This is a genomic window from Ruegeria arenilitoris (assembly GCF_013030985.1).
GTDB lineage: Bacteria > Pseudomonadota > Alphaproteobacteria > Rhodobacterales > Rhodobacteraceae > Ruegeria > Ruegeria arenilitoris_B.
Genome location: NZ_WPYP01000001.1, coordinates 304593 through 319969 on the forward strand (window position 1 = coordinate 304593; position 15377 = coordinate 319969).

Below are 15377 nucleotides of genomic sequence, written 5' to 3' on the forward strand. Positions count from 1 at the left end.
TGGGGGAGGTGGTACTCGTGGTTTTTCGTTTGTCGTCACCGTCCCAGAACTGAGGAACGGAGTGAGCAAAACAGTTCGCGAAGCTCAGTTGTGACACAATTGCCTCCGTGCTCGGGCAAAAAGAAACGATTTCAACGCGGTCTCGGTGCAGAAGGTGCAAATCGGCGTAAATCCACCCCCGACTGGTCGGCGGAAATCAGCAGAGACATCGGCCAGAACTTGTCGGATTACCGCTTGTTCAGGCGTCCCAACCTTAGTCTTCTAGAAAATACTCGGACGTGCGTTAGACACTGGTTTTCGGATCGTCACGTTTCCGAAATGCCGTCGTTTTCTAACACTCAAGAGACGGCAGTTATGGTTGCGCGGCGATGATGTGGAAAACAAACAATGAGCGAGCAGAGAAAATGTACCCTTTCTTGTTCCTACGTGGACTCTTTAGTAATGGCGCGTTTCATAGGCCGGATTGGCAAGGCAGAGATGATACCTCTCATTCATTCTGGCAACTGACCAACGACGCGCCCGAAGCCCCGAAGCCAATTGACCCTGCGCCAGAATCCATAACGGACGGAACGCCTGAGCCAGCGCCGGTGGATGAGCCGGACTCAGGGTCTGATTTGGAGCCTGACAACACGCTTGAAGAAGAAGTCGTTGCCGAACCGGACTCGCCGAGCACACCGCAACCTGAGGATGTCATTGCACCGGAACCGCAGCCAGAGCCTGAAGGGGTGCGTGATCCAGAGCCGGAACCAGAGCCGGTGCAGGAACCCGAACCGGAGCCGGAACCGCAGCCAGAGTCCGAAGGGTCGGCTGATCCAGAGCCGGAAGCGGAGCCGGTGACGGAACTCAAGCCGGAACCTCAACCCGAGCAAGAACCGGAACCGACGGCGGATTCAGAACCAGCGCCGGAGCCCGTATCTGATACTGGTGCTGATGCTGACCTTATATCGGAAGCAAGGTTCTTTGTGTCGGCCAACGGCAGCGACAGCGGCACCGGATCGATCGACGATCCTTTTGCGACCATTGAGCATGCCGCAAGTATGGCCGGCGCAGGAGATGTCATCCTCGTTCGTGACGGGGTCTACGATGGGCCGATCCTGATCGATAACGGTGGTGATATCGGAAACGATCTGGTCATCGCCGCCTATCCAGGAGAGCGTCCAGTCATTGATGGCAGTCAAACCCCCCCCAACACCGATCTAGTTACCCTTGCAGCCGACAATATCCGCTTTGATGGCTTCGAAGTTACAAACTCCACGGGAACAGCGCTTGTTGTCTGGTCTTCGGACAACGTAACCCTCACCAACAACATCGTGCATGCGTCGGAAGTTGGTGGCATTTGGGTCGGTTCGGATAAGTTGGGTGAAAGCAGTGGACACGTGATTACGGATAACGTCGTCTACGACACCGGCTTGATGAACGAAGAGCGTGAGCTGGACTATGGTTGGCCGCGTGGGATCGCGATAGATGTGTCAACCGACGTTCTCGTCGAAGACAACGTCGTGTTCAAGAATTACGGTGAAGGTATCGGCGTATTGTCCTCCTCCGACGTCACGATCGAAGGAAACAGGGTCTACGACAATTTCAGCGTGCAAATCTATCTGGACAATGCGCAGGACATCACGGCGACAGACAATCTGATGTTCCACACCGGCGACGAGGAATACTTCCGAAAGGACGCACCAGGGATCGGCCTTTTGATTGCCAACGAACACACCCGTTTTGAACAGCCGACGACAGACATTGAAGTCTATGACAATGTCTTTGGCGACGTGCAGCCCGTCTTTTATGATGACAGCTACGGATGGGGCGGAGGTATCGAAAACTCGAACCTTGGGCCGAATACAGTCATAGGTGCTGACGAGATCGATCCGGCTTGGGAGTATTCCAACGGTCTTCTGTTCTGATCGATACTAGTTCGCGTTTTGGACTGGACATCATATCGGCGCGCTCAAGCCCGTTTAGCGGACTGAGCGCGCCGCATTTGTGAGCAGACTGGCACAAGAATTTTACCGCAAGTATTAGTGTTTTCAGTATTTTATTGGTTGCAGCAAGGTGGAAACAAACCTTGTGCTGCCAGCTTTGTGGCGAAAATGTGGCAATCATATGGCGAGAGTATTGGAAATTTGCCGGCACTGCTTCTATAGTGAACTTGTTATGTGTGACGCTTGATTAAGTGTGACGCGCGATTATGCGTGACGCTTGGGGGTATCAGTGTTGGTTCAGTTTCAAGCCAACGGTCGTGTTGAGACCGGCCGTTTATCAAGTTTTTTAACTTACGGTTTTTCTTATGGTCGATGGCTGCGGCGGGGACTTGCCAGAAGAAAATCTGTCCTCATAACGGCGGTCGTCCTTCACGATACGCTTGTCACTTGCGCCGCAACTTATTTCATCTTTCTGCTTCTGCCCAACGTGTACTGGGATCTGGGCGCGAGGCACATGCCCTACGTATTGGCTATCATTGCGGTGCTTTGCGTACCGGTTTACCTCGCCTTTAAGCTTCAATATCAGGTTTGGCGGTATTTCTCGGTGCGGGATTTGCCAGGCATCCTGTGCGCGAGCGCGGTCGTTGTGTTTCTGGCCAATGTGTTGTTGAGCATCGGCTCTGAGCGCTCCGGTGGTCAGTTTGAATTCCTGCTGAGTGTTTTCGCTCACTGGTTCTTCGTGAGTTTCGCTCTTCTTGCGGGTCGACTTGGCTGGCAGTACGTGATCGACGCTGCTCATCCGCTGCTTAGAGACTCGCAGCGTGTAAACCGTGTCCTGCTATTCCACGCCGGCGCCAATTGTAATCTTTGGCTTCGAGGTCTCGAGCTGAACTCAGAAGCGAAGTTCGAGCCCGTAGGAATCATCGATCACCGTTCAGACTACGTTGACCGTACGGTGCGCCAAGTTCCGATTCTGGGCGACCTTTCACGGCTTGGCGCGGTGGTGGAAGAACTAGCGCAAATAAATCGTCGTCCTACCGAACTTATCCTGACGCGGCATCCATCACAGGAGGAGCTCGCCTTGATCCTCAATGCTGCGGTCAAGCACAACTTGCGCATTTCAGCTGTCCGAACTTCAATCGCGACAGAAAGTTTCGTCGAAAGCGAGAGGATCGAAGTGGATCACGGCATTTTGCAAGCTGTCGCTGGTCGCGCTCCGATCGATCTCGATATGGCTCCGATTGAAAAGGCCATTAACGGCAAGCACGTCGTCGTGACCGGCGCTGGCGGGAGTATAGGAAGTGAACTCAGCAAGCTCGTCGCTGAGATCGGGTGCTCGAAACTGGTTCTTATCGACAACTGCGAGTTCAATTTATGGAAGATCGAGCAGGCGATTAAGAAGGAATTTCCGGACGCTCAGGTTCAGGCAACCATATGCGACATACGGGATTCGCAACGGCTTGAAACCGTATTCATGCAAGCTCGTCCGGATGTCGTGCTGCATGCAGCTGCGCTGAAACACGTACCCATGGTTGAAGCGAACCCGGTTGAGGCGGTTCTGTCGAATGTAATTGGCACGCGAAACGTGGCACAGGCCACACTCGCTTCTGGCGCCAAGGCCATGGTTCAAGTCTCGACCGACAAGGCCGTAAATCCATCCAGCGTTATGGGTGCGACCAAGAGAGTTGCGGAACTCCACTGTCAGGCATTGGATCGCAATCGCACGGCCACGCGCTTCATGACGGTGCGCTTCGGAAATGTGCTCGGTTCGTCCGGTTCGCTTATTCCGGTCTTTCAAAAGCAGATCGAAGAGGGCGGGCCTGTGACTGTTACCCATCCAGAAATGACCCGTTTTTTCATGACGATTCCAGAGGCTTGCAAGCTTGTAGTGCATTCACTTGTGCTTGGCCTGAACAACGATGACCGTGGAAACATCACTGTGTTGGATATGGGCGAACCAGTAAAAATCATCGACATTGCCCACCAAATGATTGTCCTCAATGGCAAGCGGCCTGGCAAGGATATTGACATCAAGATCACCGGTATCAGACCCGGCGAAAAGCTCTATGAAGTTCTGTTCGACGATTCCGAGGAGTGTATAGACGGACCCACGCCGCTCATATTGATGGCGCGATCCACAGGAAAGTCTCTTGAGGAGATCACGCAAACGATCAACGAGCTTGAAGAGCTTATACGCATCGGCGGTGACGATGATATAGTTGCAGCGCTGCAAGGATGTGTTCCTGGGTATGTCGAGCACCTATCTTTTCATCGCGACAGGGGTGCAGCTTGAATATGCAAACTGACGAGTTGCGGCCCTATTTGCCGTTCGCCCTGCCGGATATCGGGCAGGCCGAAATCGATGAGGTTGTTAGAACCCTAAAATCCGGCTGGATCACGTCTGGACCGACAACGGCACGCTTTGAGAAGGAGTTCGCGGAACACCTTGGTGGCGAAGTCCAGGCGGTCGCGGTGAACTCTGCCACTGCGGGCCTACATTTGGCTGTCGAGGCTCTGGGTATCGGACCTGGCGATGAAGTCATCGTCCCGGTGCATACGTTTACGGCGACAGCCGAAGTTGTTCGTTACATGGGGGCTGACCCGGTCTTCGTGGATGTCGATCCGGTAACGCTGAACATTGACGCAACCCTGCTTGCCGATGCCCTGACGGACCGGACTCGTGCGATCATTCCTGTGCATTACGGCGGTTTGGCATGCGATATGAGGTCCATACTGAGTTTCGCCAAGTCGCATGGACTGGCTGTCGTGGAAGATGCCGCACATGCGCTTCCGACTACTTTCGAAGGCCAGCCAATCGGAAGCCTCGAGACCGACGCATGCGTCTTCAGTTTCTACGCGACGAAAACGCTCGCGACCGGCGAGGGCGGCATGCTGGTCACTCGAAACAAGGAGATAGCAACGCGAGCGAGGACAATGCGGCTCCACGGGATCAACCGAGATGTCTTTGACAGGTATCAGGCCGGAGGCCCATGGTACTATGAAGTGGTCGCCCCGGGGTACAAGTACAACATGACCGATATCGCGGCAGCGATCGGGGTGCACCAACTTCGCCGCCTTTCGGAGATGCATAGTCGGCGCGAGTTCGTCGCCCAGCGCTATACCGAGGCTTTCAGAGAGCTTCCCCTTCAATTGCCCTCTGCAGGGACATCGCAAGATTGCCACGCTTGGCATCTTTATCCGATCCGCCTTGCACCTGACTGCGGCATAGATCGGAATGCTATGGTGGCCCACATGAATGCACACGGGATAGGCGTTAGCGTCCATTACGTGCCGCTGCACATGCAACCCTATTGGCGGGACCGATACCAACTGACCGAGGAGGCGTTTCCGGTCAGCAGCGCTGCATATCAATCAATGTTGAGCATTCCGATCTACAGCAAGATGGACGACGCGTCAGTCGAACGTGTCATTGGCGCAGTAAAAAGCGCCTTCGAAAGAAGTCCGAAATAATGGGAAAGCTCGGGTATCTTCACCGCGGTCTAGACCTGCTCATTGGAGTTTTTGCTGCTATCGTGTTGGCACCTTTGATGATACTGACAGCCGCCATCGTCGGGCTGACAAGCAAAGGGCATATCCTTTATCGGGCGCCACGTGTTGGCAAAGGCGGCGATCAATTCACAATGTTCAAATTTCGCACCATGCCGGTCGGATCCGAGTCTGAATCCAAGGTGACGGCACCGGACGACAAACGTCTGCTACCGGGTGCCAAGTTCATCCGAGCGGCGAAGCTCGATGAGTTGCCGCAATTATTCAACGTACTTGCCGGTCAGATGGCTATTGTCGGACCGCGTCCTGAAGACCCCGAAATCGTTGAACAACTATACGGCCCGAGCGAGCGGGAGTCGCTCGCCTTTCGGCCCGGCCTTACAAGTCCAGGCAGCCTTTGGTATTATCAAGAGGGAGAAGCGCTTCTCTCAACTGATGATCCACTCCAGAATTACGTGAGTGTCATGCGTAAAAAACTCGCAATTGACGTAGACTATTTCCAGAACGCGACACCTGCCAGCGACCTGCTGATCATCATCTTGACCATCCAAACGATACTGAAGACACTTTTACTGAACACTTCTGTTTACCCGCGAAGAGCAAAGAATGGCTGAGGGAACTTTGCGACCTGCCAACTACCAAGTTGTTGCGAGCGCCGGACCAATCGCGATAGCCGTGACGTTGGCCTTTTGCATACTGGCAACGAACCTAGATATCTTCCTTTCGGAAAGAGGGTTCTTTCCTTTCAGTGCCTATTTCATTTTCGTCGCTCTGGCAGTTTTGTTTGTCACGGCGATTGCGGTCGAAGGGACGGTTCGTACTTCTTTTGAACGCTTTGAGGGCGCGGTTCGGTTCTGTATTGTGCCCCTGACGATTTTTTCGGGTTGGGTCGCGATACATGCCTTTCACTCTGGAGGTATGCCGTTATCCGGCGACGTGGACTTCACCATTGTTCTACCTGTCCTCCAGTTTGCTGTTCTGTTGTTCGGGATCGCATTAGCCAGTGAAGCTACGGTCACGGTCACCGTCCGAAAGATGTCCGCACTCGTAGTCTTGTTGTTGAGTGCATCGGTCATCCTCGAAACCTTCCTGCCGACCGTTCTAGGGGCTTCCATGGGGCGCAAAGGAGGACTGGCCCTGGATTCGAACACGGCTGCTTTTCTAATTGCTGCAAGCCTGGCCTTGTCGGTCGACTTCAGGCGTACGCGGTTGCTGGATATTGGTGTCATCATCATTGCTGTTGCGGGGGTCGTTTGCACACTCTCTCGGATGGGTATTTTATTCCTTCTCATCGTTTTCGCGACATATGGTGCATTGTTCGCACTGCGTGAACTGCGGGAGCGGCGGCTTGACCGATTGGTATTGGGTGCAGCGGTCGCAATCGCGGCACTGGGGGCCAGCGTGGCGATCCTGTATGTTTTGACTACCCTGCCGCAAGTTCAGAACACGACTATTGTTGAGCGTGCGGAACAGATTCTCTTTTCAGGCGCGAGAAACTTGGAAGACCCTTACAGAGCGCTTCTATTCCACCATTACCTCGATATCGCGGCAAGAAGCCCGTTTGCCGGAAATGGGGCGGGCCATACGTTAACCAATCTTGAAGCAAACGCCCCGTTTGGCTTCGGTCCACACAACATGTACCTGCGCGCCTGGATCGATGTGGGCCTGGTTGGCCTGTTCATCTATGTCGCCTTTGTCTTCTCGGTCATCGCTCTTGGCGTTGGAACCAGATCGCCAGAATTGATCCTGGTCGGGTGCTTGCTCGGGCTTTACGGTTTTTTTTCTCATAATGTGATTGACAACAAAGCGGTTGTTATTCTGGTGGCCGTGGCAATGGGTCAGGCGGCCGTCCTCCGCGAGGGCAAGAGCTAATGCGTGTTTTGCATGTCATCGACGGGATAGACGTGGGTGGGGCTGAATACGTGCTCGTTCAACTCGTCGAGGGGCTACAGGCCGCTGGGGTTAAAAACTACATACTGGTAATGACCAGTTGCGGACCTTTGAAGGAACGCTTGCTGGCTTCGGGCGCAGAGTTGATCGAGATCGGCGCCCCGCGAAAGAGGGTGCCTTTGCGGGCGCTCTACCGCATGGTTCGAGAGGTGCGGGCAGTGGCGCCGGACGTGATCCAGGGATGGATCTATCATGGCAACCTTGCCGCCACGGTCCTGCGTATAATGGCACGTTCGCCGGCGCCGGTCGTCTGGAGCAATCACAATACGCTCGATCCGCCGCTTCAGCTGCCTGCGATCAGTCGGGCGGCAGCTAAGCTCAACCGTTACTTGTCTGGTTGGCCTGAAAGGATCGTCTATGTTTCCGAGGTCGCAGCAAAGCAGCACGAGCGGGCTGGTTTCAACGCGTCCAAGACACTGGTAATCCCGAACGGCACAGATTGCGTTCACTTTCGGCCCCGGCCGAACGCTCGCGAAATGCTGAGCAACGAGATTGGCAATACTGCGGACGTAACGCTTTTCGGCCTTTTTGCCCGCTGGCACCCAATGAAGGGGCACGCGGTGCTTTTTTCTGCGGCAGCCAAATTGCGCGCTTCAGGGGTGCCATTTCATCTGGTGCTCGCAGGTACAGGTATCGAACGTCAAAACTCGGAACTCGTCGACGCGCTCGCGCGTGAGGGGATCGATGATCATGTATCCTGCCTCGGCGAGCGTCACGACATACATGCCTTATTGCCCGGACTCGACGCTTTCGTATTGCCTTCGGTGTTTGGTGAGGCTTTCCCGCTCGTATTGGGCGAGGCAATGGCGAGCGAAGTGCCATGCATTGCGACAGATGTCGGAGATAGCCGACTGATCGTTGGAGATACCGGTGCGATCATCCCGCCCGGAGATCCTGAAGCGCTCGCGGATGCTATGCGGACAATGGTCGAGATGCCGGCCGCCGAACGGCTGACCCGGGGTCGGCTCGCCCGAAAGCGGATCGAAGAGAAGAACTCCCTCGAAGCGATGGTCAGCTGCTATACTGACCTCTATGAGCGCGTGCGCCTCAACGCCCCGAGTCAAAAACGACAAGCACTGGGTTTGGGGGGCTGACTGGACATGAAGCGGCGAAGTGGTGGCGAGAAGGGGCTTCCTTCAGTTGCGGCGATCATGCCTTGCCGTAACGAGATCAAACACATCGACGCCGCAGTTACCTCGGTTCTGGAGTTCGACTACCCGCGCGAACGGCTCTCTCTCACGGTGGCCGACGGTATGAGCGACGACGGTACGCGCGCGCGCCTTGACGCGCTTGCGGCATGCGAGCCGCGCGTTTCAGTGCTTGATAATCCTGATCGGCTACCGGCCCATGCTCTTAATCGTGCGATCGAAGTGACCGACGCGGAGGTCGTTTTGCGGCTCGATGCACATGCTGTCTATCCAGCCAACTATGCCCGGTCCTGTGTTGACGTGCTCCTCGAAACCGGAGCATGGAATGTCGGTGGCGTCGTCATCACGCATCCAGGAGCGAAGACACCCATGGCGGAAGCGATTGCTTTCGCCATGGCGCATCCGTTCGGGGTCGGGAATTCCTCATTCCGGATCGGAGCCGAGGGGCGAAAGCGTGTCGAGACCGTGCCCTTTGGTTGCTGGCGGCGCGAGGTGCTTCGGGATTTGGGCGGCTTCGCGACCGACATCCCCTATGCCGAGGACGACGAACTGAATGCGCGGATCGTCGCGAGGGGCGGCGATGTGGTTCTTGATCCGGCCATTGAGGTGGCCTATTTCGCGCGAGGCACGTTGCGTGCTCTGGCGCTTCAGATGTTCCGCTACGGTCGTTACAAGCCAGTTTCGGGCCGGCGCCTCGGTCGCGTCACGACCTGGCGGCAGATAGTTCCTCCCGCTTTCGTAGCGGCATTTGGCCTTTCCGCGTTGACCGCGGTTCTGTGGCCGCCCATGGGCGGTATCGGTGTCGCATTGCTGGCGCTTCATCTTTTTGTCGGAGGTTTGGCCGCTGCTCGTGCAACGCGCAGCCTGGGGCTGGCCGCGGCGCTTCGGCTGCCGGTTGTTTTTCTTTCCATGCATGTAACTTATGGTGCCGGCTACCTCTGCGGTCTGGCGTCGCTGCTCTTTGAACGAGGCAGCGGATGACGCCGACAGGGGCGCCAGATGTTGGATTGTCGAAAGCCAAGACCTATGCGTTTTCGCCTGTTTCGACTCACGCGCAGGGTCTTGTCAGACTAACCAGTCTTGAGCGGGGCAGGGCGGTCGCATAGCGTTCGCACATGGCCAAATCAGCTTCCTTCAATCACTTCAACCAGGATCGCAGCCTCTCCAAACGGGACCATTTCAATTTCAAACGAACCGCTGCTCTGGCCCGAGTGGTGCAGTCTCGGCGCGGCATAAGGGACAGCGTCACTGTCCTGACAGAGACGAGTTCGTATTAGTCTGACAGCACCGCCATACCCCACATTTTGCAGCGGTTTCGCAGGCATCAGACCGAGCGCGTAATGCCTCCGTCGACGCGGATGTTCTGGCCGGTGATATACGCGCCGCCGTCCGAGGCCAGAAAGGCCACGGTGGCGGCGATCTCGTCATAGGCCTTGCCATACCGCTCCATTGGGATGCGCGCCTTCCACTCGGGGTTTTCGGGCAGGCTGTCGATGAAGCCCGGAAGCACGTTGTTCATGCGCACATTGTCGGGGGCGTATTTGTCGGCGAACAGTTTGCTATAGGCCGCAAGCCCAGCCCGCATCACGCCCGAGGTTGGGAAGACCGGATCCGGCTCGAACGCGGCAAAGGTCGAAATGTTGATGATCGCGCCGGATTTCTGCTCGATCATGATGGGCGCGACAATCCGCGTGGCACGTACGGCGTTCAGGAAATAGACCTCCATCCCTTCGTGCCAGTCTTCATCGCTGATCTCCAGAACCGGTGCGCGCGGACCGTGACCAGCCGAATTCACCAACGCATCCACACGGCCCCATTTGTCCATGACGGCATCGACCAACTGCTGCATGTCCGCGCTGGACCTGTTGGTGCCGGTCGCGCCAATGCCGCCAAGCTCGGCCGCCAGAGCGTCGCCTTTGCCCGAAGACGAGAGGATCGCAACGTTGAACCCATCGGCCGCTAGTCGGCGTGCGCTTTCCGCTCCCATGCCGCTGCCACCGCCCATGATGATCGCAACTTTCTTGTCAGCCATGTTTGCCCCCATTCAGCTGGTGTCCCTGATCTATGGTCAACATGGGGTGCGGCAAGGCGTTTGACCAATCAGAAATTCTGCCTTAACCCTGTAGAATACCTATTGAGTAAGGCGCTTGAACGATGCGCAATCTACCGCCTTTGAACGCGCTCAAGGCTTTTGAGGCCTCGGGGCGCCATCTGAATTTCAGCCGGGCCGCCGAGGAGCTTGGCGTGACGCAGGGTGCCGTCGCCCAACATGTAAGGTCGCTTGAGGAGTTGTTGAATATCAAACTCTTCGACAGAAAACCCAGGGGTTTGTCCCTGACGGATGAAGGCCGGAAGTATCTTGCTCCGATCCGCCGTGCCTTTGACATGATGGCTGAGGCAACAGCCAATCTGGCGCCGCAGGACGTCGTAGTCACAATCAGTACGACACCGTCTTTTGCTACACGCTGGTTGGTGCCAAGGCTGGGGGCATTCGCGCAGGATCATCCGGATATCCGGTTGCGTCTGGATGCGTCAAACGCGCTGGCGAACTTTCAGACGGATGGGGTGGATATCGCGGTTCGGCAGGGGAAACCGCCATTTGGACCGGGGCTGGTCGCTGAACCCTTGTTTGCCGCCGACCTGATCGCGGTGTGCCATCCAGATCTGGCCTTTGGGGACAATCCGATCCGGTCACCCGCAGATTTGCTCGACCACGTCCTGCTGGAAGACACGCATGGCCAATGGCCCCTGTTTCTTGAGGCCGCGTTGGGAGAAGTGCCGCCGACCAGTTTGAAAACGATGGCCTTCAGCCAGACTTCTCTGGCCATTGATGCCGCCATTGCAAGGCAGGGTGTGGCGTTGGCAAATCGAGAGTTTGTCGAGGATGACATTCGGGCGAAGCGTCTGTGCCAGCCGGTCTCGTTTTCAACCGAAGTGCAGGAGGGGTACCACCTTGTCACCCCGCGCGACCCAAGGAAACCACGGATCGTTGCCGCCGTACGGGCGTGGCTGCTGGCACAGGTCTGACGATTCCGTGCAAAGCCGGAACCCCGGTACGCAAGCAACCCGACCAATGCCGCAGGAAGGGCGTATTGCTGCCATATCACGGGTGCAGAATTGCGGCAAAACAAGGCGCGGTCACGCTCTTGGCGGGTTCTCAGGTCGGGTTATGTGTCGCAACGGTAACGACGCCCTGAAATTTCGCGCCGGCCAATTAGCGAACGCCGATTGTTGGGATATCAAGAACCGCAAACACAAATGAAACAAATTGCACGAGCAGCCAGTTCCGAAAGAACGCGACCTGATCGCGGAGTTTCGAACATATTCTCGGTCGGAGGTCCAATGTTACTGTCCGTTGTCGTCCCCTGCATGAACGAGGAGGCTTCGATCCCCATGCTGGTCGAGCGTTTGATCGCTGCAACCGACGCTTGGCGGGGTGATACAGAGATTGTGCTGGTCGATGATGGATCGACCGATGACACCTGGAGCGCGATTTGCGCACAGTGTGCCGAGCATTCCGCGATCCGTGGTTTGAAACTGTCGATGAACCGCGGGCATCAGGTGGCTTTGACGGCCGGGCTGATGGCAGCCAAGGGCGAGCGGGTCTTCATGCTCGACGCCGATTTGCAGGACCCGCCCGAGCTGTTGTCGGACATGATGGCAATGATGGATCGCGGCTATGACGTGGTTTACGGGCGCCGCAGCGAGCGTAAGGGGGAAAGCTGGTTCAAGAAGGTTACCGCCCACGGATTCTATCGCGTGCTGAACCGGCTGTCCGATGTGCCGATCCCCAACGATACCGGCGATTTTCGTCTGGTGACCCGGCGGGCGTTGGATGCAGTTCTGCAAATGCCCGAGCGTGCGCGCTTCATTCGAGGGATGTTCGCATGGGCAGGGTACCGGCAGATCGGTATCGAATATATCCGCGATCCGCGTGTGGCGGGCGAAACCAAATACCCGCTGTCCAAGATGATCCGGTTTGCCTTTGACGCAATGGCCAGTTTCTCGATCAAGCCGCTGCAAATCGCGACGCGGATGGCCTTTCTGACTTTAATCGTTGCCGCCCTGATGGGGGTCTACGTGTTCGGGTCTCTGATCCTTTACAATACTGTCGCTGGTTGGGCCTCGACCGTTCTGATCATCAGCTTTTTCTCAGGCATCCAATTGCTGACACTGGGCATCATGGGGGAATACCTTGGCCGCCTTTATGTTGAAGCCAAGGGTCGGCCGTTGTTCTTTGTGGACGAGCAAGCCGGAGACGCTGTCGAACCCGTCGTCGAGCATATAGCCAATCACCAATGACCGAACGCCGCCGCATATTTCGTTTTGCGGTCGTCGGGACCGGGGTGGCGGCCTATTACATGGTGGCCTATCTGGGTTTGCTGCACCTGTTGGGCTCGCCTTGGATCGCAAACCTGCTGGCCTTTGGCTCTGCGATCCTGATCCAGTATGTCGGCCAAACGGCCTGGACCTTTGGTAAGCCTCTGGCTGCCCCGGCCCAATTCGGGCGCTTCCTTTGCATGATCGGGGTCGGTCTGGTCGTGTCCTCTGCAATTACCGGGATCATCGGCCCGCGTCTGGGACTGCCCGAGACCGTCTCAGCCGCTTCGGTCGTCGTGGTGCTGCCGGTCCTCAACTTTGTGATCCTTCGTCTTTGGGTCTACCGCGAGCAAAATTCAATCTAGAGATCAGCCATGTCGCATATCTATTCCAACGAGTTCTTTGACTATATCGACCAGGGCGCGCGGCGTTCGGCGAACAGCCTGATCCGGTGTCTTCAGTCATGGGTCAAGCCGGAAAGCGTTGTCGATTTCGGATGCGGGCGGGGGGTCTGGTTGTCGGAATGGTCGGCGGCAGGGTGTACGGATATCGCGGGCGTCGACGGTGACTATGTAGATCGCGAACGGCTGGCCATCCCAGCGGATGCGTTTTTCGGAAAGGACCTTGTCCAGCCAATCGATCTGGGGCGGCGCTTCGATCTGGCCCAGTCGCTGGAGGTCGGAGAGCACCTGCCGCATGAGGCCTCGGTCAGTCTGGTGCAAAGCCTGACGCACCATGCCGATCTGGTCCTGTTCTCGGCAGCGGTGCCCGGGCAGGGGGGCGAATTCCACATCAACGAACAACCGCTTTCGTTCTGGCAGGATCTGTTCGCCGAACGCGGATACACCGCCTATGACTGCCTGCGCCCCGAGTTGTTCGGCGATGCAAGCATCGAGCCCTGGTATCGCTATAACTCGGTTCTTTACGCCAACGAATCCGGTGCGGCCAAGCTGCCGCCCGAAGTGCTGAAGACCAAAGCCGACGGGGCGCTGAAAGAGGTGGGCACTTTCGGTTGGAACCTGCGGAAGATGGTCGTGCGCCGTTTGCCGCGCACAACGGTCACTGCGATAGCGCAGGCACGGGCGTCGATCATTGCCCGTTCTTACAGGGGGTAAGGAATGAACACCCGACCCCTGGGGCATGAGTTCGCACGCCTGTTCGTGCTGTGCTTTTCCGTGCTGGTCCTAGTATACCTGCCGCTGATCGAAGACCCTTTTGTTCGGCATGACGACTTTCCTGCGCTGCTTGGCACGCGCCGGGCCGCGTTGTTGAAAACGCTGGATGAAGGGCGCTGGCTGAATTACTGGTGGCAGTTCCGGCCGGTTTTCCTGCCATCTCCGGTCCATTTTGTCCTCTACTTGGTTGGATGGTCGCTGTTCTCCGTCGCTACGGCGCTGAGCCTTTTGGATCGCGACGTAGACGGCTGGTACAAGGGGTTCCTTGCCATTTTTGTGGCCCTTTCCGTCCCCGCCTACCTGATGTCCTTTTGGTTCAATACCCTGTTGCCGGGTGTCTGGTTGGTCGCGCTTTTTGCTGTGGCGGTACTCTACCTTCCGCACCGCACGGCGGTTGCGCTGATGGTTGTGGCGGTGCCGTTGTCCTTTATGGCCTATACGACCTATCCGTTTCTGCTGCTTACTCTTGTGCTGCTGTCCCGCAAGGCGCCCAAAACCTATAAAAGCATGGCGATCACGCTGGGTGTGTTCGTTGTCAGCCTCGCCCTTGGTGTGCTGGCGGTGTATTCGCTGAACTATGTCTATCACGGAGTGTTCGGTATTCCGGTTGCCCAATGGCGCGAGCCGACCGAAGTGAATTCTATTGCCGATCTGCTGGCGAACATCGAAAAGCAGAAGGTTTATCTGCACAAAACCCTTGAACAGATGGGTGGGGGCGACGCGACGCACGGTGTCGTCATACCACTTATGTTCCTTGCGGCCTGGCTGGCCTTGTTTATCTGGAACAGGTTTGTTGCCATCGCCATTCTTGCGGCCGTTCTTGTGGGTCTGGCGCCGCTTGTAGCCAAGGCTCTGATGTCTGGTGTTCAGGTGCCGCTCAGGACATTGGGCTGGGTTTGGATTTTATTCGGTTTCTGTATCGTCTCTGTCGCCGTTCACCTGTCGAAGTCCAGCGGTAGATGGTTGAGTCTTGCTCGCATCGCAATTCTATGTGTGTTGTTGTTCAACATTCTGGCAATTGCCAAGACCTCGTACTTTGCTTTTCCGCCGTGGCAGGACACGACCCGGAAAATGGCCAGCTCAGTGCCGGATGGTACTGAAACCATCTATGTCTATGGGAATTATATGGCGGTTCACGGCGCGCGAAAGGCGGCGATTCAACAAACCCGGGGGCTGCAACTTCGGCTGGCTTACCTGACTGGGGCCGAGGTGTTCATCTGCGATGACAAGCCAAAGGGTTGCAATGATATCGAGCCGCCTTTCGATGCCAAAGGCCCGAAAGAAGCCCCGGTCATCAAACCTGTGGGGCAGGATGTGTTCATTCTGCTGCCCAAGCCCGATGCCGTTTCCTGAAA

The 15377-nt window shown here is 56.5% G+C and carries 13 protein-coding genes; 12 read left to right on the forward strand and 1 reads right to left on the reverse strand.

The features are described 5' to 3' along the window. Positions 1 to 368: 368 nt before the first annotated feature. From GOX88_RS01465 to GOX88_RS01495, 7 genes are all read left to right on the forward strand, one after another. The gene (locus tag GOX88_RS01465; RefSeq protein WP_170398234.1) at positions 369 to 1904 is read left to right on the forward strand and encodes a right-handed parallel beta-helix repeat-containing protein; all 1536 of its coding nucleotides are present in this window, start codon (positions 369 to 371) and stop codon (positions 1902 to 1904) included. A 307-nt stretch (positions 1905 to 2211) separates the two neighbouring features. Further along, the gene (locus GOX88_RS01470) at positions 2212 to 4215 is read left to right on the forward strand and encodes a nucleoside-diphosphate sugar epimerase/dehydratase (protein WP_170398236.1); all 2004 of its coding nucleotides are present in this window, start codon (positions 2212 to 2214) and stop codon (positions 4213 to 4215) included. Between the two features lie 2 nt (positions 4216 to 4217). Beyond that, complete coding sequence (locus GOX88_RS01475; RefSeq protein ID WP_170400224.1) at positions 4218 to 5393, forward strand: DegT/DnrJ/EryC1/StrS family aminotransferase; 1176 nt, start codon at positions 4218 to 4220, stop codon at positions 5391 to 5393. Continuing rightward, entirely contained in the window at positions 5393 to 6043 is a 651-nt protein-coding gene (locus GOX88_RS01480) for a sugar transferase (protein ID WP_170398238.1), read from the forward strand. Before GOX88_RS01475 ends, GOX88_RS01480 begins: the two co-directional genes overlap by 1 nt. Next, positions 6036 to 7301 carry an O-antigen ligase family protein gene (locus GOX88_RS01485; RefSeq protein ID WP_170398240.1) on the forward strand — a complete coding sequence of 422 codons (1266 nt, stop codon included), beginning with the start codon at positions 6036 to 6038 and terminating at the stop codon, positions 7299 to 7301. Before GOX88_RS01480 ends, GOX88_RS01485 begins: the two co-directional genes overlap by 8 nt. Continuing rightward, complete coding sequence (locus GOX88_RS01490) at positions 7301 to 8473, forward strand: glycosyltransferase (protein WP_170398242.1); 1173 nt, start codon at positions 7301 to 7303, stop codon at positions 8471 to 8473. The genes GOX88_RS01485 and GOX88_RS01490 overlap by 1 nt, the downstream gene beginning before the upstream one ends. Before the next feature lie 6 nt (positions 8474 to 8479). Then, positions 8480 to 9508: a glycosyltransferase family 2 protein gene (locus GOX88_RS01495; RefSeq protein ID WP_170398244.1), complete on the forward strand. Its 1029-nt coding sequence runs from the start codon at positions 8480 to 8482 to the stop codon at positions 9506 to 9508. A gap of 343 nt (positions 9509 to 9851) precedes the next feature. Here GOX88_RS01495 and GOX88_RS01500 read toward each other — a convergent pair whose 3' ends face one another. Next, complete coding sequence (locus GOX88_RS01500) at positions 9852 to 10559, reverse strand: SDR family oxidoreductase (RefSeq protein ID WP_170398246.1); 708 nt, start codon at positions 10557 to 10559, stop codon at positions 9852 to 9854. 122 nt (positions 10560 to 10681) lie between these two features. Here GOX88_RS01500 and gcvA point away from each other — a divergent pair, with 122 nt between their 5' ends. The 5 genes from gcvA (at position 10682) to GOX88_RS01525 (ending at position 15375) form a co-directional block, all read left to right on the forward strand. Beyond that, the gene (gene gcvA, locus GOX88_RS01505) at positions 10682 to 11554 is read left to right on the forward strand and encodes a transcriptional regulator GcvA (RefSeq protein ID WP_170398248.1); all 873 of its coding nucleotides are present in this window, start codon (positions 10682 to 10684) and stop codon (positions 11552 to 11554) included. 315 nt (positions 11555 to 11869) lie between these two features. Further along, on the forward strand, positions 11870 to 12829 hold the full coding sequence (locus tag GOX88_RS01510; RefSeq protein WP_170398250.1) for a glycosyltransferase family 2 protein: 960 nt from the start codon (positions 11870 to 11872) through the stop codon (positions 12827 to 12829). Beyond that, positions 12826 to 13212, forward strand: a complete 387-nt coding sequence (locus GOX88_RS01515) for a GtrA family protein (RefSeq protein ID WP_170398252.1) — start codon at positions 12826 to 12828, stop codon at positions 13210 to 13212. The genes GOX88_RS01510 and GOX88_RS01515 overlap by 4 nt, the downstream gene beginning before the upstream one ends. A gap of 9 nt (positions 13213 to 13221) precedes the next feature. Further along, positions 13222 to 13962 (forward strand): methyltransferase domain-containing protein, encoded by a 741-nt coding sequence (locus GOX88_RS01520; protein WP_170398254.1) that lies wholly within the window; start codon positions 13222 to 13224, stop codon positions 13960 to 13962. A gap of 3 nt (positions 13963 to 13965) precedes the next feature. After that, positions 13966 to 15375 carry a hypothetical protein gene (locus GOX88_RS01525; protein ID WP_170398256.1) on the forward strand — a complete coding sequence of 470 codons (1410 nt, stop codon included), beginning with the start codon at positions 13966 to 13968 and terminating at the stop codon, positions 15373 to 15375. Positions 15376 to 15377: the final 2 nt, after the last annotated feature.